Origin of the sequence: Ruegeria arenilitoris (assembly GCF_013035425.1) — a bacterium.
Classification (GTDB): domain Bacteria; phylum Pseudomonadota; class Alphaproteobacteria; order Rhodobacterales; family Rhodobacteraceae; genus Ruegeria; species Ruegeria arenilitoris_A.
Genome location: NZ_WQHX01000001.1, coordinates 1,024,400 through 1,043,742 on the forward strand (window position 1 = coordinate 1,024,400; position 19,343 = coordinate 1,043,742).

21 protein-coding genes are annotated in these 19,343 nt (G+C 52.8%); 8 read left to right on the plus strand and 13 right to left on the minus strand.

Annotated features, from left to right (window positions below; all coding sequences use genetic code 11):
• Positions 1-135 precede the first annotated feature (135 nt).
• The 7 genes from GOV45_RS05000 (at position 136) to GOV45_RS05030 (ending at position 7,017) form a co-directional block, all read left to right on the plus strand.
• Complete coding sequence (locus tag GOV45_RS05000; protein WP_170475000.1) at positions 136-1,518, plus strand: 1-acyl-sn-glycerol-3-phosphate acyltransferase; 1,383 nt, start codon at positions 136-138, stop codon at positions 1,516-1,518.
• Between the two features lie 114 nt (positions 1,519-1,632).
• Positions 1,633-2,919 carry a crotonyl-CoA carboxylase/reductase gene (ccrA, locus tag GOV45_RS05005; RefSeq protein WP_170475003.1) on the plus strand — a complete coding sequence of 429 codons (1,287 nt, stop codon included), beginning with the start codon at positions 1,633-1,635 and terminating at the stop codon, positions 2,917-2,919.
• A 181-nt stretch (positions 2,920-3,100) separates the two neighbouring features.
• The gene (locus GOV45_RS05010; protein WP_170472542.1) at positions 3,101-3,319 is read left to right on the plus strand and encodes a hypothetical protein; all 219 of its coding nucleotides are present in this window, start codon (positions 3,101-3,103) and stop codon (positions 3,317-3,319) included.
• A complete protein-coding gene (locus GOV45_RS05015) occupies positions 3,258-3,977 on the plus strand; it encodes a helix-turn-helix transcriptional regulator (RefSeq protein ID WP_170475006.1) in 720 nt (239 codons plus the stop codon). Before GOV45_RS05010 ends, GOV45_RS05015 begins: the two co-directional genes overlap by 62 nt.
• A gap of 83 nt (positions 3,978-4,060) precedes the next feature.
• Positions 4,061-4,699, plus strand: coding sequence for an acyl-homoserine-lactone synthase (locus GOV45_RS05020; protein WP_170475009.1), 639 nt, complete (start codon positions 4,061-4,063; stop codon positions 4,697-4,699).
• Between the two features lie 60 nt (positions 4,700-4,759).
• Positions 4,760-6,292 (plus strand): ATP-dependent DNA helicase, encoded by a 1,533-nt coding sequence (locus GOV45_RS05025; protein WP_170475012.1) that lies wholly within the window; start codon positions 4,760-4,762, stop codon positions 6,290-6,292.
• Positions 6,289-7,017 carry an SDR family oxidoreductase gene (locus GOV45_RS05030; RefSeq protein WP_170475015.1) on the plus strand — a complete coding sequence of 243 codons (729 nt, stop codon included), beginning with the start codon at positions 6,289-6,291 and terminating at the stop codon, positions 7,015-7,017. Before GOV45_RS05025 ends, GOV45_RS05030 begins: the two co-directional genes overlap by 4 nt.
• Before the next feature lie 3 nt (positions 7,018-7,020).
• Here GOV45_RS05030 and GOV45_RS05035 read toward each other — a convergent pair whose 3' ends face one another.
• The 13 genes from GOV45_RS05035 to trpS all read right to left on the minus strand — a co-directional run bounded on the left by GOV45_RS05035 (position 7,021) and on the right by trpS (position 18,566).
• Complete coding sequence (locus tag GOV45_RS05035) at positions 7,021-7,785, minus strand: TIGR02186 family protein (protein ID WP_170475018.1); 765 nt, start codon at positions 7,783-7,785, stop codon at positions 7,021-7,023.
• A 2-nt stretch (positions 7,786-7,787) separates the two neighbouring features.
• Positions 7,788-8,705: a sulfite exporter TauE/SafE family protein gene (locus GOV45_RS05040; RefSeq protein ID WP_170475021.1), complete on the minus strand. Its 918-nt coding sequence runs from the start codon at positions 8,703-8,705 to the stop codon at positions 7,788-7,790.
• Between the two features lie 262 nt (positions 8,706-8,967).
• Entirely contained in the window at positions 8,968-9,978 is a 1,011-nt protein-coding gene (locus GOV45_RS05045) for an ABC transporter permease (RefSeq protein ID WP_170475024.1), read from the minus strand.
• Entirely contained in the window at positions 9,978-11,072 is a 1,095-nt protein-coding gene (locus GOV45_RS05050; RefSeq protein WP_170475027.1) for an ABC transporter permease, read from the minus strand. The genes GOV45_RS05045 and GOV45_RS05050 overlap by 1 nt, the downstream gene beginning before the upstream one ends.
• Positions 11,073-11,075: 3 nt before the next feature.
• Positions 11,076-12,605, minus strand: a complete 1,530-nt coding sequence (locus GOV45_RS05055) for an ABC transporter ATP-binding protein (protein WP_170475030.1) — start codon at positions 12,603-12,605, stop codon at positions 11,076-11,078.
• Positions 12,606-12,695: 90 nt separating this feature from the next.
• Positions 12,696-13,694, minus strand: a complete 999-nt coding sequence (locus GOV45_RS05060) for a BMP family lipoprotein (RefSeq protein ID WP_170475032.1) — start codon at positions 13,692-13,694, stop codon at positions 12,696-12,698.
• Positions 13,695-13,850: 156 nt separating this feature from the next.
• Positions 13,851-14,249, minus strand: coding sequence for a GNAT family N-acetyltransferase (locus GOV45_RS05065; protein WP_254447899.1), 399 nt, complete (start codon positions 14,247-14,249; stop codon positions 13,851-13,853).
• Between the two features lie 11 nt (positions 14,250-14,260).
• Positions 14,261-14,851 (minus strand): tRNA (adenosine(37)-N6)-threonylcarbamoyltransferase complex dimerization subunit type 1 TsaB, encoded by a 591-nt coding sequence (gene tsaB / locus GOV45_RS05070; protein WP_170475036.1) that lies wholly within the window; start codon positions 14,849-14,851, stop codon positions 14,261-14,263.
• Complete coding sequence (locus GOV45_RS05075; RefSeq protein ID WP_170475038.1) at positions 14,841-15,404, minus strand: NifU family protein; 564 nt, start codon at positions 15,402-15,404, stop codon at positions 14,841-14,843. Before GOV45_RS05075 ends, tsaB begins: the two co-directional genes overlap by 11 nt.
• A gap of 69 nt (positions 15,405-15,473) precedes the next feature.
• Positions 15,474-16,067, minus strand: coding sequence for a 2-hydroxychromene-2-carboxylate isomerase (locus GOV45_RS05080; protein ID WP_170475039.1), 594 nt, complete (start codon positions 16,065-16,067; stop codon positions 15,474-15,476).
• A 10-nt stretch (positions 16,068-16,077) separates the two neighbouring features.
• Complete coding sequence (locus GOV45_RS05085; RefSeq protein WP_170475042.1) at positions 16,078-16,533, minus strand: universal stress protein; 456 nt, start codon at positions 16,531-16,533, stop codon at positions 16,078-16,080.
• Positions 16,534-16,605: 72 nt separating this feature from the next.
• Positions 16,606-17,469 (minus strand): branched-chain amino acid aminotransferase, encoded by an 864-nt coding sequence (locus GOV45_RS05090; RefSeq protein WP_170475045.1) that lies wholly within the window; start codon positions 17,467-17,469, stop codon positions 16,606-16,608.
• A 68-nt stretch (positions 17,470-17,537) separates the two neighbouring features.
• Positions 17,538-18,566 (minus strand): tryptophan--tRNA ligase, encoded by a 1,029-nt coding sequence (trpS, locus tag GOV45_RS05095; RefSeq protein ID WP_170475049.1) that lies wholly within the window; start codon positions 18,564-18,566, stop codon positions 17,538-17,540.
• Between the two features lie 85 nt (positions 18,567-18,651).
• On the opposite strand from trpS, the gene GOV45_RS05100 reads away from it, so the two are divergent.
• Entirely contained in the window at positions 18,652-19,338 is a 687-nt protein-coding gene (locus GOV45_RS05100) for a rhomboid family intramembrane serine protease (protein ID WP_170475052.1), read from the plus strand.
• The last annotated feature ends 5 nt before the right edge of the window (positions 19,339-19,343 follow it).

A 19,343-nucleotide genomic window follows, 5' to 3' on the forward strand; every position in this document is an offset into this window, starting at 1 on the left:
CGCAAGTTCAAGGGTAACAAAATTTCGTACAATGGCTCTAAAGCGCAATTTTTGAGATATGTCAATTCGCTGCGTTGCGGCATGTCCTGGTTTCTGCAGATTGTGAGTGAACGCGATTGATGGCACTGTGCACCCATGACGCGAACTGTAGAGCTTCCACTGTGGCTTTTTGTACTGATTCTGGCTTTTGCCGCGATCACGTTTGCTTCGCATTTTTTGTTCCCTTCAGTGCGGTGGTTCTTTCGCCGTCGCCTTGAACGGGCAGTTGCACGTTTGAACGAACGGCTGCAAAGGCCCATTCAGCCTTTCAAACTAGCCGGGCGTCACGACATGATTCAGCGGCTAATCTACGATCCGCGGGTCAGCAAGGCGGTACAAAAGCATGCGATCGATACGGGAGTGCCAGAAGCCGTCGCATCTGAACAGGCACAGCGTTATGCACGCGAAATCGTGCCGTCTTTTTCTGCATTTGCCTATTTCAGCTTCGCTATTCGACTGGCCCGGTTGCTGAGTAACGCATTTTACAATGTTCGGCTAACCTATCAGGACGAGGCGGCGATCAATAGTATAGACCCTGATGCGACGGTTGTCTTTGTGATGAACCACCGCAGCAACATGGATTATGTTCTGGTGACCTACTTGGCTGCCAGTCGGTCCGCCTTGTCTTATGCTGTCGGCGAATGGGCGCGAGTTTGGCCGCTTAGCCGATTGATACGCGCGATGGGGGCTTATTTTATTCGGCGCAAGTCTGGAAGTGATCTGTATCGCCAGGTTTTAGCCAGCTACGTAAGCCATGCGACGCAAGCCGGTGTGACGCAAGCGATGTTTCCAGAAGGAGGATTGAGTCTGACTGGCAAGCTTGGCCGTCCGAAGCTGGGTCTATTAAAGTACATCATTGACGGAACTGGTCCTGAGGGTCGCGATGTGGTGTTTGTTCCTGTTGCCTTAAACTATGACCGGGTTTTAGAGGACACAATCCTGACAGCCGCAGCGAAGGATAGCGATCGACGATTCCGTGCGCGGATTGGCGTGGTTACCCGATGGTCGGTTAAGCAGCTTTGGCGCCGTCTGATTGGGCGATATAAACGTTTTGGACTGGCCTCAGTCAGATATGGCATGCCAATTTCCCTGAATTCCTTTCGAAAAGAGCACGAGCGGGATTTAACAACTGATCTGGCCCGAGAATTGATGCAACGTATCGCAAGTGCTTTGCCCTTTGTTCCGCTGCCTGCGGCTTGCCGAGTTTTGGAGCAACACGGCGCTATTTCAGAAGATGATCTAAAGACCCAGCTTCTGATCATGGCGGGTGATGAGCTTATGGAGGGCGCAGAGGTTGCCGTTCAGGATGGAATCGACCAGCTTGTTGACCGACGTCTTGTTGTCCGTGAACGAGGAATGTTGCGTCCGTCCGGGCAAAGATCGGACCTTTTAGCATATTACGCTGCTTCGACGTCTACTCTCTTGCAACCCATTGATGCTGCAGATGCAAAAGATAATTCTGCGATTGCTGGGTCATAAAATTACAAAATCGATACCAAAAACGGTTGCAATATTTCTCTATCGTCAATATTCCATCACTTGAAGCTTGCGATTCTGCGTCGCGGCAAACAGCGAATTCAAGAGGAGGCCAGCATGGCTTTGGACACCGAAAGCGGTATCGCGTCGTACGAGGCTCCGGAAAAGGATCTCTATGAAATGGGGGAAATCCCCCCAATGGGATATGTCCCGAAACAGATGTACGCATGGGCTATCCGGAAAGAGCGTCACGGTGAACCGGACACAGCTATGCAGTTAGAGGTTGTCGACGTTCCGAAACTGGATAGCCACGAAGTGCTGGTTCTCGTGATGGCCGCGGGTGTAAATTACAATGGCGTATGGGCCTCGTTGGGTAAGCCAATCAGCCCTTTCGATGGCCACGGCCAACCCTTCCACATTGCTGGTTCAGACGCGTCTGGAATAGTTTGGGCCGTTGGAGACAAGGTTAAACGCTGGAAAGTTGGCGATGAGGTCGTGATCCATTGTAATCAGGATGACGGTGATGACGAACACTGTAACGGTGGCGATCCGATGTATTCGCCAAGCCAACGGATTTGGGGTTACGAGACCCCTGACGGTTCTTTTGCGCAGTTCACCAACGTTCAAGCGCAGCAATTGATGCCGCGCCCCAAGCATCTGACTTGGGAAGAAAGCGCCTGCTACACGTTGACGTTGGCAACCGCCTACCGAATGCTATTCGGGCACGAGCCGCATGACCTAAAGCCCGGCCAGAACGTGTTGGTTTGGGGCGCGTCGGGTGGCTTGGGTTCCTATGCTATCCAGCTAATCAATACCGCAGGGGCAAATGCGATTGGTGTGATCTCAGACGAAAGCAAGCGTGATTTTGTCATGGATCTGGGTGCCAAAGGCGTGATTAACCGCAAAGACTTCAATTGCTGGGGCCAGTTGCCCACGGTGAATACTCCGGAGTACGCGGAATGGTTTAAAGAAGCGCGAAAGTTCGGTAAGGGGATCTGGGACATCACCGGAAAGGGTGTAAATGTCGACATGGTGTTCGAGCACCCAGGTGAGAGCACATTTCCGGTTTCGACCTTCGTCGTGAAAAAAGGTGGAATGGTTGTTATTTGTGCCGGGACAACTGGTTACAACTTGACCTTCGATGTTCGCTATATGTGGATGCATCAAAAGCGTTTGCAAGGCTCCCATTTCGCACATTTGAAACAGGCATCTGCGGCAAACCAACTAATGGTAGAGCGTCGATTGGATCCCTGCATGTCCGAGGTGTTCATGTGGAATGATCTACCCGAGGCTCATATGAAAATGATGCGTAACGAACATAAACCTGGGAACATGTCCGTGCTTGTTCAGGCACCCCGGACAGGAATGCGCACGCTTGAAGAGGTTCTGGCTGCGCGCGGCTGAAATCATACGAGTAAATGAAAGGCGCCCGCAACTTGGATTGTGGGCGTTTCTTTGTTTATCAGGTGCTTACACCAAACGATCCCACTATTTCTGGGGAGTAGAAAGCGGTGAGTAGGCCGAATTATTATGTACATGCTATGGTTGTATTAACCCTTTGTTAACTATTTCAGGGACACCCTCAATGGCGAAAAATGAGTGGATACTGGACGTGCTGTCGGACCTCAACGCCTTTGCTGTGGCGAATGGGATGAACGCGCTTGCCGAACAGCTGGCTGACACCAGCCTGATCGCTGCGGCCGAGATAGCGTCCATACAGGATGAGGCGCGGGCGTCCCCGGATGGCAAAAAAGTTCAATTTGAGCCAAATCCTGGAGGATTTGGAAAACACCGGCACGCTTGAAGAATTGACTAATGTTACTGTTGGAGTGCGTGCCGGGCTGGAACTTGATCACATAATTTATCATTGGGTTGACAGTGCTGGTGACCAATATGGGTTCGCCACTTACTCCGATGCTTGGGTCAAAAGATACCAGGAACGGAATTATCACCGGATCGATCCGGTCATTCTGGGTTGCTTCCAACGTTTCCACCCGGTGGATTTGAAACAACTGAATTGGTCGAGTAAGTCCGCGCGCGACTTTTTGAAGGACGCGCATGCACATGGCGTGGGAAATCAAGGCTATTCGATACCTCTGCGCGGTCCTCACGGCCAATTTGCCTTGTTCACAATCAACCATTCCTGCGCGGATGAAGAATGGCAGGATTTCATCAAGACCTATGGGCGTGATTTGATCTTAATTGCGCATTTCCTCAATAGAAAGGCATTGGAATTTGCACACGCCCGGCAGCCGGAAAATCGACGGGCCCTATCGCCGCGAGAGATTGACGCTATGACACTGTTGGCTCTGGGAAACAGCAGAGCTCAAGTCGCACATTCTCTTGCAATTTCTGAACACACCCTACGTGCTTATATCGAAAGCGCCCGGTCTAAATTGGGTGCGCATAACACAACGCATGCTATAGCAACTGCACTTAGCAGAGGCTTAATAGTCGTTTAACTACCAAGCGATCATCTCACTGAAAGTTAACTACGTGTCCGTACCCCTTTGTCCTTCAAGCATGAACGACAAGGGGATAAGTCATGTTGCGCTATTTATACGCGGACGAGCTACATAAGCATCCGGCCCTGGCCGATGGAATGTTTAAAGATCGCGCTGATCAGTTCAAAACCCGATTGGGTTGGGATGTAACGGTCAATGAAAAAGGTGAAGAGCGCGACCAATATGATGTTTTAAATCCACTTTATGTCATCTGGGAGGAGCCGGACGGAAACCATGGTGGATCCCTTCGGATGCTTCCTACCACTGGTCCAGTCATGGTCAATGACGTTTTCGGCCATATAACAGGCGGCCAGCCGGTCCGAAGCCCGCTTATCTGGGAAGCGACACGCTTTTGTTTGTCCCGAACGGCCAGCCCACACACAGCAGGAATAATCATGATGAGCTGCCTCGAAATATTGGAAGGGTTTAGCCTTTCAAATATCGTAGGTGCGTTTGATGCGCGAATGATCCGAATCTATCGATTGATCGGTTCGTCGCCAGTATTACTGGGGTCTCAGGGGCAAGGGCGTGAAAAGATATCGGTTGGTTTGTGGTCCTATTCAACCGACGACCACAATCGCGTTGCCGAGCGGGTCGGCGTTACACGTGAGTTGTCCCGTTTGTGGTTCAAAACGTCATTTGGCAGTACAGCGCAACATCGGTTTTCATTGACGGCGTAAAATCTGGAAAATCAAAATCCGAGTCTGGCCGATGTGGTTCCGTCGCTGTAGGGTCGCGCCATGTCCTTACCTCCAGTCACCTTTTCGGAAGATCAGGCAGTTGCCTACGACAGCATTGCCGAGTTGCTGCGATCCGCTGGCGTGGACCTCAATGACGATGCGCTACTAAAACTGCCGGGCAACGGCAAGTCCGGCGTTATGGCAGTCATCGGGAAGGCGGGTTCCGGAAAAACACTATTACTGGCAGAGCTTTACAAGGCACTGGTAGACGCCGGAGTGAATCTGATTTCGGGTGATTTCGAAAGCCGGAAATCCAGAGATAAGCGTAGCCTGGCGATACTGGCCCCCACGAACAAGGCGGCGAGTGTCCTGCGACTGAGAGGCGTTCCAGCAACGACCATTCACCGAATTCTTTACACACCGGTTTACGACCCCGAATACGAACGTATCGCCGAATGGTTGGCTGGCAACGACGAACGCCCAGAGATTGAGGGATTGACTGCAGAAGCCTTGGATCGCGCGGCAGCGTTTTATTCCAACAACAAATCAATCCCAGGAGCGCTGGCTGCGGCGGGGTTGCGGGGGTCTGATTTTATCACCGGATGGAAGAGACGGGATGAGCCGCTGGATATCGGTTTTGTGGACGAAGCTTCAATGTTGGATGACCGACAGTTCCAAGACCTTCAAGAGATATTCCCAACGTTGTTGTTGTTCGGTGATCCCGCTCAGTTGGCTCCGGTCAATCAATCTGGATCAATGGTGTTTGATGGACTGCCGGAACAACGTAAATTGACGCTCCATCGCGTACACAGGCAAACCGCTGACAACCCGATTCTGGATCTCGCACATGCATTGTCGGATGCAGAAATGGGTTTCGAAAGTTTCGAGCGTCTGGTCGAGGAAACGGCCGCAAGGGATGAAAGGGTGGTTTGGGGTCAGCGGGTCGAAGTCGATTTGATGGCTCGAAGCCCTGTGCTGGTTTGGCGAAATGCTACGCGTATTCGTTTGATTCAAGCGTTTCGCAGTGTTCACGGTGCCCCGGAAACTGAGCTGCTGGAGGGTGAGCCCCTAATCTGTGACGGCATTGAATTACCGTTGAAACACCGCAAAAAACGACTGGATCTAGAAGCGCGCGGTCTGATCAAGGGTGCCCAGGTCATCTATCTCGGACCAGGGCGCAAACCCGGTTTTTCTCGCCTGCATGTGATGGGCGCCGAGGATCCGCAGGTCAGCGCCGCATCGATTGTTCAGATCGAAAAGCCAGACGAAGAAGAACCTTTCATACCATACGCAGCCCGTATGGGGGCAACATTTTTGCATGGCGCCGCTGTGACCATTCACAAAGCTCAGGGGTCGCAATGGGATACAGTTCAGGTGTTCGCCCCTGATGTATTCGCTGCTGCTCGCATGGGGCGAACCGAAGCCGGGCAACCTCTTTGGAAACGGTTGGCATACGTGGCCATTACTAGGGCGCAGGAACGTCTTATCTGGGTCGTGCGGAACCGACTTTCCAAGCCTACGCATCCTCTGCGTGTTGATGATTTGCGCGCAGTTCCGGCTGTTTCGCTAACGTTGGAGACTGAAAGTACATGAAAACTATTATCATAACCGGGGCAAGTTCAGGCATTGGCCGCACGACCGCAGAGCTGTTTCTTGCCGAAGGATGGACAGTCGGGCTTCTGGCGCGAACCAAAGAAACACTCAATGAAATTGCTGCAATCCATAGCAACGCAATCCCCTTAGTCGCTGACGTCACCGATGCTGCGGCCGTCGCAACTGCGTTTGACGGGTTTATCGATCAGGCTGACCGACTGGATGTTTTGTTCAACAATGCGGGTGTGTTCAAACCCGGCGGAACCATTGATGAAATCGAACTCGACGCTTGGTACCAGACCGTAGATGTTAATCTGAATGGTATGTTTCTATGTGCCCGCGAAGCGTTCCGAACTATGCGAAATCAATCGCCGCAAGGGGGTCGAATAATCAACAACGGTTCTATCGCGGCTTATGTTCCACGGCCAAACTCGGTTCATTATTCCACAACAAAGCATGCAATTACTGGACTGACCCGCAGTCTCTCATTGGACGGCCGGACGTTTGGAATCGCGTGCGGTCAGATAGATATAGGCAACGCCAGAACGCCAATGGTGCAGGGATTAGTGGACGCAGCTGTTGCAGAGGACCGAATACCCGATCCCACTATGGCGGTCGAAGACGCCGCCCGGTCGGTGCTTCATATGGCAAGCTTGCCGCCTGAAGCCAATGTTCAGTTCATGACGGTGATGGCGACAACCATGCCCTACATCGGCAGGGGCTGACGATTACTTTTCGCGCAACAAGCGGAAAGCCGTAGACGCACCCCAACCCGCTGAGATGGCAATGACCAAAGACATTAATCCATACCAAACTGGTTGTTGACGAGACATGTTGTAGAGAAAACGCTCAAGGCCAACTTTTCGGACATCAATGGTGGTTTCGAATTGTGATACCACTTGGCCGCCTCGGGTCAGAAATATCCGCGCGAGGTAATCACCTTCCGTCAAGTCGGCAGGCATATCAATCGAAGTTCGGAATAATGTCTGTTCGTCTACGGCGACCGTGTTTTCTCGGATGGAATACAACCCCTCATTCTCGCGGATGCGTATGACTGCCTCCGCAAAATTTTGTGCACCTTCGACGTTCATGTCTGCACCAACGGATCGGATGGCACGCCCGATTGATACGCGATGACGCAGGTCTTCTGTGTTGGTCAGAACCTGACTAAATGGTGCAGAGGTAGCAACGGCATAAAAGCTGGGTGCGAGATCAACTAAGATACTGTCGGTATTCACCCATATGCCAAACCTTCGTTCTTTGCGCCTGACCGTGACTGGCTCCGACGGCCCGACGACCGACACGATAACTTCTAGCGGGGGGCCATCAGGGATCGGCGCTTCCCGCTTTACGGCGCCAAAGATCAGTATCTCAGAGCCGTCGAAATCAGCGGTGATTGACACGCGGTCCTGACTTAGCCCCAGAACAACTTGTTCCTGCGCCGCATGAACGGGTTTACAGAGCAAAAAAAGGGCGATTATCAGGCGGATCATGCTCAATGCCCTCCTGCTTCGCCAATCGAATATAGCTCTGCAGGCTGCAGTAATAGGTCCAAAGCCAGTTTGCCGCATACCAACAAAACCAGTGCTGCCAGAAGAACGCGCAGCTGTTCTGCAGGCATTCTGGCTCCGATTACAGTCCCGACTTGCGCCCCGATCACGCCACCAACCAACAACAAAACGGCCAGAACAACGTCCACCGTATAGTTCGTGGTCGCGTGCAACATCGTCGTAAACGCAGTCACAAAAATGATCTGAAACAGCGACGTACCCACAACTACCTTGGTTGGCATGCCGAGCAGATAGATCATGGCAGGAACCATAATAAAGCCGCCGCCGACGCCCATAATAGCAGACAGTACCCCGACGATGACTCCGACAATTATCGGGGGAATGACCGATATATAAAGGCCAGACGTGCGAAAACGCATCTTGAAGGGCAACGCGTGTACCCAGCCGCGCTGTCGCCGTTTGACCGGAGTTGTACCCTTCTTGGTTTTGCGTAACGCGTTGATGCTTTCGATAAACATCAAACTTCCGATGATACCTAGAAAAACTACGTAGCAGAGCGTTACGAGAAGATCGACCTGACCAAGGCTTTTCAGGTAGTTAAAGATCACCACGCCGAGCGCTGCACCTGTCAGACCGCCCAGTAAAAGAACCGTTCCCATTTTAAAGTCGACCGTTCGTCGCCTGAAATGCGCGAGTACGCCAGAGAAAGAAGACGCCACGATCTGGTTGGCTTCTGTTGCAACTGCAACAGCGGGCGGGATTCCGATGAAAAACAATAGCGGGGTCATCAGAAATCCACCACCAACACCAAACATGCCGGAAAGGACGCCTACCATCCCACCAAGGCCAAGCAGCAGAAAGGCATTCACTGAGACTTCGGCGATCGGTAAGTAAATCTGCATGGTTTCTTCTGTACGGCGACTGCCGCGCCTGTCGGTGCGACAAAGCCTCTGAGGACTGGATACTTAATCAACGAAATCCCGGGGCTAAATCAACAAAGATCCACGGACCCCAATCCCGAGCCAGGCACACCGCGTGACTCCGCAATGCCAAAGCTTGAGGAAATGATTCCATACCCCTTTAGAACGGTTGCGACATGCAAAATCAACTCCGTATGCTGCTTTGCAGCAGACAGGACCGAAAAGAGTTCACAAACTGGACCTATCAACGCTCCTTCACATAGGGCTCACCGCCCGCCCGAGGGGGAATTGCCTTGCCAACAAACCCGGCCAGAATGACCACCGTGAGAATGTAGGGCAGAGCGTCCATTGCCTGAACCGGGATTACAACTCCGCCCAGATCAATATTCTGGAACCTCAGGGCGATCGCCTGCAAAAGCCCGAACAACAAACAAGCCCACATTGCGTGCCAAGGTCGCCATTTCGCAAAAATGAGCGCAGCCAATGCGATGAACCCGCGGCCTGCGGTCATGTCCTTAACGAAACCGGCTTGCAAGGCAGTTGCAAGATAGGCTCCGGCGATGCCGCACAACACTCCGCATATGGCAACAGCGGCGTACCTAAGCCCAACAACAGAGACACCGGCTGTATCTACTGCCGCAGGGTTTTCACCAACCGCTCTCAGTCGCAACCCGAACCGGGTCCGGAACAAAATCCACCAGGTTGCCGGGACCATTAAAAACGCAATGTAGACAAGGATAGAATGCCCCGAGATCAACTCGGAATATACCAGATGCAAGACATTTGCGTCTGACATCAGATCAGAAACGGACCGTCCTGTGAGCTCGGCATCCTTAGGACCAATAGCCATCGGGAACTCTACCGATTCAAACCGTCCTCCACCCACAAGTGAGGGTGTTCTGCCGCCTTGTTGAAACCAGTCCTGCGCTACTAACACCGTCATTCCTGCGGCAAGAAAGTTAATAGCAACGCCTGAAATCAACTGGTTGCCACGAAACGTAATCGAAGCCAGCCCATGCAGGCCTGACAATGCCAGTGAAGAAGCAATCCCGGCCAATAATCCAAGCCAGACAGATCCAGACAAAGCGGCAACGGCGGCTGAGAAAAAGGCCGACATAAGCATTTTTCCCTCTAAGCCTATGTCGAATATACCCGCGCGTTCGGAGTAAAGTCCGGCAAGACATGCCAGAAGCAAAGGCGTTGCAAGGCGGATAGTGGAGTCCAGGATCTGGATTATCGTGACAAACACATCCATTACTGCGCCCCTCTCCGCATGCTAAGGAAGAGTTTCTCAAGCGGCATGCGTACCATGTTGTCGAGCGCGCCGGTGAATAGGATAACCAGCGCTTGAATAACTACGATCAACTCGCGTGGGATAGACGTCCATAGCGCAAGCTCGGCACCCCCTTGGTAAAGAAAGCCAAACAAAATGGCCGCCAGGAAAACACCAAATGGGTGAGATCGACCCATAAGGGCAACAGCAATTCCGATGAACCCAGCACCTTCGGTTGAATTGAGAACCAATCGCTCGGCCTCGCCCATTACGTTGTTTATCGCCATCAAGCCGGCCAGAGCCCCTGAAATCAACATGGCGACGATCGTGATGCGTACGGGTGAGATACCGGCATAGACCGCGCCAGTCTCTGAATGACCGTAAGCCCGAATTTCATAACCAAGTCTGGTACGCCAGATCAGCGCCCAAATCACAAAACAAGCCGCTATTGCGACGAGTAAAGAGACATTGGCCGGGGCCGCCTTGGAAAAGTTTATACCGATAGGTGCCAGTAATTCGTGTAACGTCGGAAGGTGTACCGTTTCCGAGAAGCGCGCAGTGGCTGGATCCATTGACCCTTCGGGACGCATTACGTTGACCAGCATGTAGTTCAGGAACGCCGCCGCTATGAAATTGAACATGATCGTCGTAATCACAATGTGGCTGCCGCGTTTGGCCTGCAGATAGGCGGGTATCGCGGCCCATGCTGCGCCAAACAGCATCGATGCAGCACATGCAGCCAACAGGGCAATGGTCCAATGCGGCCAATCTACGTAAAGGCAGACTATGGCAACACCCAGACCACCCAGCATCGCTTGGCCTTCACCGCCGATATTGAACATGCGCGCGTGAAACGCGACGGCGACCGCCAGTCCGGTGAACATAAAGTTAGTAGCGTAGTACAGCGTGTAGCCCCAACCATAAGTGGACCCCAACGCACCAGTCACCATGAGTTTGACCGCTTCTACCGGGTTTTCGCCAATAGCTAAGATGACCAACGCTGAAAGGACTGCCGCCAATATCAGGCTGATTACCGGAATCAGCACTACATCGGCCCATTTGGGCATTTTATCCATAGTTCACGCGGCCTTTTCCGCTACTCCGGCCATTAATAGGCCCAGTTCTTTTTCGTCGGTTTCATGAGGTAGGCGTTCGCCCATGATATGTCCGTCAAACATCACTGCGATTCGATCAGAAAGCGAGAATATTTCTTCCAGCTCGACCGATACCAACAGAATTGCTTTACCCTGATCGCGAAGCGCCACGATTTGTTTATGGATGAATTCAATCGCGCCAATATCAACACCTCGCGTCGGCTGACCGACAAGAAGCAGATCCGGGTTTCGTTCAATTTCGCGCGCCACAACAATCTTTTGCTGGTTCCCGCCCGAGAAATTCTTAGCCGCGAGCCACCCATTGGGTGGACGTACATCGAATTTTTCTATCTTTCGTTCCGTGTCAGCACGCAGGGCTGCATTGTCCATAAAGATGCCACGCTGATAAGCCGGGTCACGGTGATAACCGAAAGCCACATTCTCCCACGCGTGGAAATCCATAATCAGGCCTTCGCGCTGACGGTCCTCTGGCACATGGGCAATGTGCTGCGCGCGTCGCGCCTGTCCGTCCGAACCTGTACCGCTTAAGGCCAAAGGCGCACCATTAAGTTTTATTGAACCTTGCCCAGGGCGCATTCCGCCCAGCACCTCAAGCAGTTCGGATTGACCGTTTCCTGCGACGCCTGCAATTCCTACGATCTCTCCGGCGCGAACCGTCAGATCAATACCTTTGACCCGCTCAACACCGGCTTCGTCTATCACACGCAGGTTTTCAATCTCGAGAATGGGTTTACCGGGTTTTGCGGGCGCTTTGTCCACCTGAAGAAGCACCTTGCGACCAACCATCAATTCGGCGAGCTCTTGTGGGTTGGTCTCGGCAGTCTTGACGGTTGCCGTCATTTGTCCTCGCCGCATTACGGATACAGTGTCTGTGGCTTCCATTATTTCGCGCAGCTTATGCGTGATTAAAATAATCGTCTTCCCTTCTTCCCGCAGACGATGAAGGATGCGGAACAATTGGTCGGCTTCAGCTGGCGTTAGAACTCCGGTTGGTTCATCTAAAATAAGAATTTCGGCCTTGCGATACAGCGCTTTAAGAATTTCGACGCGCTGCTGCATGCCAACACCGATTTCGTCGATGCGTTTGTCCGGGTCGACAAACAACTCATATTCTTCTTCCAGGTCCTTCAGCTCTTTTCTGGCTTTGGCGAGAGAGGGGGCTAACAGACCGCCGTCCTCAGCGCCCAAGATAATGTTTTCCAGAACGGTGAAATTCTCGACCAGCTTGAAATGTTGAAAAACCATTCCAATGCCGGCGGCAATGGCGGCTTGACTGTCAGGGATCTCGGTCTTTTGGCCATTGATCCAAATCTCGCCCTTATCGGCTTTGTAAAATCCGTAAAGAATACTCATCAGCGTGGATTTACCCGCACCGTTTTCACCAATGATCCCATGGATCGTTCCCGGGGCGACGCTGATGGAGATGTCTTTATTAGCCTGAACCGGCCCAAAGGCTTTGGAAATCCCTTTGAGCTCAATGGCGGGGACTGTCATATCTTGTCCTCAATTGCCGAAGGGGACGCGTTAGCATTTTGCTGCGGAACGGGTGCGGGGCGGAGGGGATCTCCACCGCCCCAAGTGATATCAGAACTGCAGCGCTGGGCAGCTGTCGCTCTCGTAATAGCTGACGACGTTTATGTTACCGTCGATGATGTCTTGACGCGCTTTGTCAACCGCTTTGCTCATATCTTCAGAAACCAGCGCAGCGTTATTGTCGTCCATTGCGACACCAACACCTTCTTGCGCCAGGCCCATAGTAAAGACGCCGGTTTCGACTTCATCCCCGGCCTTCATCGCATCATAAACCGCAACGTCCACACGTTTCAGCATTGAGGTCAGAACTTTGCCCGGGTGCAGGTGATTTTGGTTGCTGTCCACGCCGATCGACAAGATCCCTTCGTCGGCCGCGGTCTGAAGTACGCCTACTCCTGTGCCGCCTGCGGCCGCATAGATCACGTCAGCGCCTTGGCTGATCTGAGCCTTGGTCAGCTCCGAACCTTTCACCGGGTCGTTCCACGCTGCAGGCGTGGTACCTGTCATATTGGCCACGATATTGATGTTTGGATTAACGGCCTTGGCACCTTGGGCATATCCGCAGCCAAAGTGACGGATTAGCGGAATATCCATACCGCCGATAAAGCCGACAGTACCCGACTGCGAAGCCATCGCCGCCATCATGCCGACAAGATACGAACCTTCATGTTCGGCAAAGCCGATCTGGCGCACATTAGGGGCATCCAGCCATGTCACGTCAACAGCAACGAATTTGGTGTCAGGATAATCTCCGGCAACAGCCGCCAGCGGATCGGCCATGGCAAAACCCATGGTTATGATGGGGTTTGCGCCTGCTTCTGCAAAGCGACGCAATGCCTGTTCGCGTTGCGCTTCGGATTGAAGCTCAATCTCGCGATAAGATTTGCCGGTTTGATTTGCCCACCGCTGCGCGCCATTATGCGCGGCTTCGTTGAACGATTTGTCGAATTTGCCACCCAGGTCAAAAATCAGTGCCGGTTCGGCCTGAGCGGCGCCAGCTGTCATTGCAACCGCAGCGGCTGCGCTCATCAAGGATTTCATCAGCGTCATTTGTTACTCCCGTTGGTTTTGTCGGTCTGGGACCAAGATAGCCCCGTTTACCCACTCAGAGCGAGCATAACCGTTGTGATGGAGGGAATTAAGAGCGTTTGCAACACTGAGGGTCAATACATTTTTGACCATATGGTCCAAAAACGAGGCGTGGTCTCAAGGCAAACTGCGCCGCATAACGACGGCGTCCATGTTTGGTGCGTTTTCGCGTAAATAATATGCTTGGCGTGTTCCGCATCTAATGTAACCGCAACGTTCGTACAATGAAATGGCAGGTTTATTATCTGCAGCAACATCCAGAACCGCATTTGTGGCGCCTAATTTATGCGCCTGTGCGTGCCATTTCGCCATAATTGATTGGGCTAAACCTTGCCTCTGATGACTTGGGTGTGTGGCGATGGTTAGCAACTCTGCCGAGTCGGCAACCACCTGAAATACGGCAAAAGACTCTGCAACACCAACCGTGTGGGTGAACTTATTTGTTAAAAGATCGGTGAACTCAGCGGCGGACCAAGCACGAGACTGCGTGAAAGCTGCAGCATGGGTTTCTGCCATATCACGCGGAGTCATTCGTCCAAAAGCACCGGAGGAATGTGGCTTGACGGCGCTGCGTCAGCTGGTCGGATGTAAAACGGAGCGGGAGGAGCTGTCACATCGGACCAACGATTCGCCGCGATTCGAGCAATTGCCTGAACGTGTAACTCTGGGTCAGAGCAAAAGAAGAGCGAGCCAAAAGCATTGGCCTTGTCACGATTTGCCAGGCACGGCTCGGTATTTTCGGGATGCACATAAACATGATCCCTAGGTCCATTAATTGCTGGTAAACACGCAGGCGGTGCCAAATCTGCAAGGGCTTCAAATCCCGTTACGCCAACAGCAGGGACATTTAGGCCCAAGGCCAACCCGCGGGCCGCTGAAACTGAGATTCTGATACCCGTAAAGTTGCCCGGCCCTGTTCCAACTCCGACGGCGTCCAAGTCATTCCAAGCGAGTGCCGCATCTGACAGAATTTCCTGAAGCAGTGGCATAAGGCGTTCGGCTTGTCCGCGCTGCATTGCCTCCGCCCGGGACGCTAGAATTTCGGTGCCACGTAGCAAAGCGGCCGCGCAATGCGCGGCCGAAGTATCAAATGCCAAAATTGTTGTCTTAGACGGCAACCGGGCGTACCTCGGTCACTTCGGGAATGTAATGCCGCAACAAGTTTTCGATCCCCATTTTTAGTGTCAGGGTCGAGGAAGGGCAGCCTGCGCAAGCCCCCTGCATGTGCAAATAAACAACGCCTCGGTCAAAGCCATGAAAGGTTATGTCGCCACCGTCCTGCGCGACCGCAGGGCGGACACGGCTGTCCAACAGGTCTTTGATTTGATTCACAACTTCGGCATCTTCGCCCGAATGTTCGGCATGACCGGATTCGGTTTGTGCGTCGGCACCCATCACAGGTTGGCCCGATTGATAATGCTCCATCACTGCGCCAAGAATTGCGGGTTTTATGTGATCCCATTGCACGTCTTCTGCTTTGGTCACGGTCACAAAATCGTTCCCGAAAAACACGCCGGTCACACCATTCACTGAAAATATGCGCGCCGCCAAAGGAGATTTTTCCGCAGCCTCTGCTGATGGAAAGTCAGCTGTACCTGCGTCCAGAACCGTCTGGCCGGGCAAGAACTTTAGCGTGGCCGGGTTCGGGGTAGATTCGGTCTGGATAAACATGGAACAGCTCCGTTTTGGTTGCCACAGATATGCGCTCGGGACCGGAGGAAGTCAAGAATTGGAACGGTTCTAAATTGAAGCCGCATAGGAAATCGCGGCATCCAAGCGGTCGTCACCCCAGAATAGCTCCTCCCCGACCACAAAACTGGGTGCGCCAAAGATGCCCAGTGACTTGGCCCGCGCCACCTGCTCAAACAGAGCGGCCTTTACGTCCTCGTCCCGGGTGCGTCCCATAAGCTCCGCAGAGGCTCCTGCGGCAATCAGACAGTCCGTCAATACAGCATTATTCGAGATGTCGCGCCCAGATCCGAACTCTGCCTCGAAAACCGTCCGGACAAATTTAGCGCGCTCGACATGCGATGGCATTGCAAGGCAGAGCCGAGCAGCTTTCAAACTGTTTGCCGGGAAGGTTCCTGGACGTTGCAGGGGCAAATCGCGTTCGTCGCACAAACGTTCCATGTCCCGCCACATATAACGCCCTTTGGCGGGATAAAGATTGAACGGTGAGTTGTTCCAACCTTGTTCTGCAAAAATAGGCCCTAGCAGGAAGGGCTGCCACGCAACTTTGACCTTCTTGGACGAAGCTGCGTGTTCGATCCGCATGGCGCTCAGGTAAGAATAGGTGGATGCTAAATCGAACCAAAACTGAAGCTGCGCGCCCATCCAAACCTCTTTAGGTGATCTCTTCCAGTTTTTCTTTGCTAAGATCGCCCGGAACAATTGTGATGGGAATAGGCAGGCTTCCTGAATTTTTGGTCAGCTGTGTGATCAGCGGTCCCGGGCCTTTCTTTTCCGTTCCTGCCCCAAGAACCAGCACGCCAATTTCGGGGTCCGAATTAACATGTTCAATAATCTGAGCAACCGGGTCACCTTCGCGGATGGCAAGTTCAGGTTCAACGTGCTGTTTGTCGCGCATCCATTTCGCAAAAACTTCGTAGTGTGCATGGATTCGTTCACGCGCTTCTTCACGCATTACTTCGGCAACGCCAATCCAATGATTGAATTCGTCTGGCGGGATTACAGAAAGGACCGTGACTCCGCCGCCAGTATGCGCGGCGCGCATGGCCGCAAAACGCATTGCATTCAGGCATTCGCGGCTGTCATCCAAAACCACTAAGAACTTACGCATTGTTGTCCTCGTTATTTCAGGGGATCATGCCCGACTGATTGTTGGGTGGCAACCGAAACAGGTGTGGTCGGTTCATCTGTCGCTTGCGGCCCAGTCCCAGTACAGCGACCGAGCGCGGCGGGCAACGGGGCCAATCTGATATTGAGTGTCATCCAATGCAGTTACTGGTGTTACTTTGTTCATGTTCCCTGACATAAAGATTTCGTCTGCAGCATGGAAATCTTCAAAACTCAGTACTGACTCGTGCACAGTAAAACCGTCCGCTCGAAGATTTTCGATGTGGCGGGCTCGTGTTATGCCAGCGAGAAAAGTGCCATTTGGTGTAGGGGTGAAAACTTCGCCATCGCGGACCATAAAGATGTTCGCGGTCGCAGTTTCTGCCACGTTGCCCATTGCGTCTGCCACCAACGCGTTGGCAAATCCCTTTGATCTGGCTTCTTGCAGCATCCTTGCATTGTTGGGGTAAAGACATCCGGCTTTGGCATTCACAACTGCCGATTCCAGGACCGGACGGCGAAACCGCGTCGTTGTAAGCGTGGTTGTTGCGGTTTCCGACGCCATCGGAATCTCTTCCAGACAAACTGCAAACCCAGTGCTGTTTTCCTGCGGGACGATCGCAGTTAGGTCGCCATCGATACCCCAGTACATCGGGCGGATATAGACGGCGGTATCCGAGGAGTAAGACTGCAACCCTTCGCGCACAATCTCCAACATCTGTTCAGTTGTCACAGTTGGGGTCAGCATCAGAGCTTCTGCCGAACGGTTCACACGTGCACAATGTGCCTCCAGATCCGGGGCAATCCCCTCAAAATATCGGGCACCGTCGAAAACAGAAGACCCAAGCCATGCCCCGTGGTCAGCCGCCCGCATGATCGGGGCATCTCCGTTATGCCATTGGCCCTGAAAATAGGTCCTGATATTCTTGCCGACTGCCATGATGACCTCCCACTTATGGCTGAACCCTATGGGGGCCAGCCAGCTTGGTCCAGCAGATTGTCGCTGGGTCAGTTTTGACCAGCGCCTACCATGCCAACGATTTCGTAAGTCTGTCGCAGGATAGGCACAGTGATCTGACGCGCGCGCTCGGCCCCGCGGGCCAGAATGCGGTCAATTTCAGCCTGATCGTTCATCAATCGTGCCATTTCCGAGGAAATCGGCGAAAGCTTTGCTACGGCCAGATCGGCAAGCATCGGTTTGAACTCACCAAACTGTTTGCCGCCGACTTCTGCTAGAACCTGTTCGGGCGTCTGATCGCTTAGCGCTGAGTATATGTTCACCAAATTGCGTGCTTCCAGACGTTCCTCCAGCCCTTCAACCTCAGAAGGCAGGGCATCAGGGTCCGTTTTTGCCTTGCGGATTTTCTTGGCGATCGTTTCCGCATCGTCGGTCATGTTGATCCGGCTCATGTCCGAGGCGTCGGATTTGGACATTTTCTTAGAGCCGTCCCGCAGACTCATAACCCGCGTAGCCGCACCTTCGATCACGGGTTCCGTAATCGGGAAAAAATCGACGCCAAAGTCATTGTTGAACTTGATTGCAATGTCGCGTGTCAGTTCCAAATGTTGTTTCTGATCCTCGCCCACAGGCACATGAGTGGCATGATATACCAGTATATCAGCCGCCATCAGCGATGGATAAGCAAACAGTCCCAACGAAGCGTTCTGCTGGTTTTTACCGGCCTTGTCCTTCCACTGCGTCATGCGTTGCATCCAACCCATCCGGGCGACACAATTGAAAATCCAGGCCAATTGTGCGTGTTCCGGAACCTGACTTTGGTTGAACAGAATTGATTGTTCAGGGTTGATTCCGGCCGCGATAAAGCCTGCACACAATTCTCGGGTGGAATGCATCAATTCCTTGGGATCCTGCCAGACAGTGATCGCGTGAAGATCTACCATGCAGTAGACCGTTTCCATGTCGGGCCCTTGCATGTCCACAAACCGCTTCAGCGCACCAAGGTAATTACCAAGATGCAGGTTCCCCGAAGGCTGAATGCCGGAAAACACGCGCGGCGTGAATTTGGATTCGGTCATCGATGGAAACTCCCGTCTGGAAAAATTGGCCTCCGTCGCTTACCCATGAGGCAAAGGGACGTCAACAGCCGCGAAAGGCCGCCCAATGAGCAGCGAGCATTACACACCCCCTGTGAATCCCCTGCCGCCCGTCGTGATAGCTCTGGTTCTTTTCATCCTTGGGATCGAACTGGCATTCACCCTTGGTTCGCGTGGTATTGTCGGAGGGCCGTCCGCTGTGGGATGGCGTTTGGAAGCGATACAGCTTTATTCCTTTTCACCAGATATTTTTGACTGGATGATCGAAAATGGCCGCTGGCCTGTGGAACATGTGATCCGCTTTATAACATATCCGTTTGTATCGGGCAGTTTCACCCAGGCTATTTTCGTCTGCGTTTTTGTTTTGGCTATGGGCAAAATGGTTGGCGAAGTTTTTGGCGGGTTTCCGATGCTGATCATTTTTGTTTTGTCGGGGGTTGGCGGTGCGCTCGCCTATGCTTTATTGCTTGACCCGCGACACCCGCTGATCGGCGGGTTCCCCCCTGTCTATGGGCTGATCGGTGCGTTCACTTGGCTGTTGTGGCGCAAACTATCATTGGTTGGTGAAAATCAGGCCCGCGCGTTTCAGCTTATTGCAGTATTAATGGCTATCCAGTTGCTGTTTGGGCTAATTTTCGGCGGTACTTCCGATTGGGTGGCTGATTTGGGCGGTTTTGCCACAGGATTTGCCTTGTCTTTCTTTTTGGCACCAGGGGCGTGGGAGCGAATTGTCGAGCGCATACGCAGGGACTGAGTAGC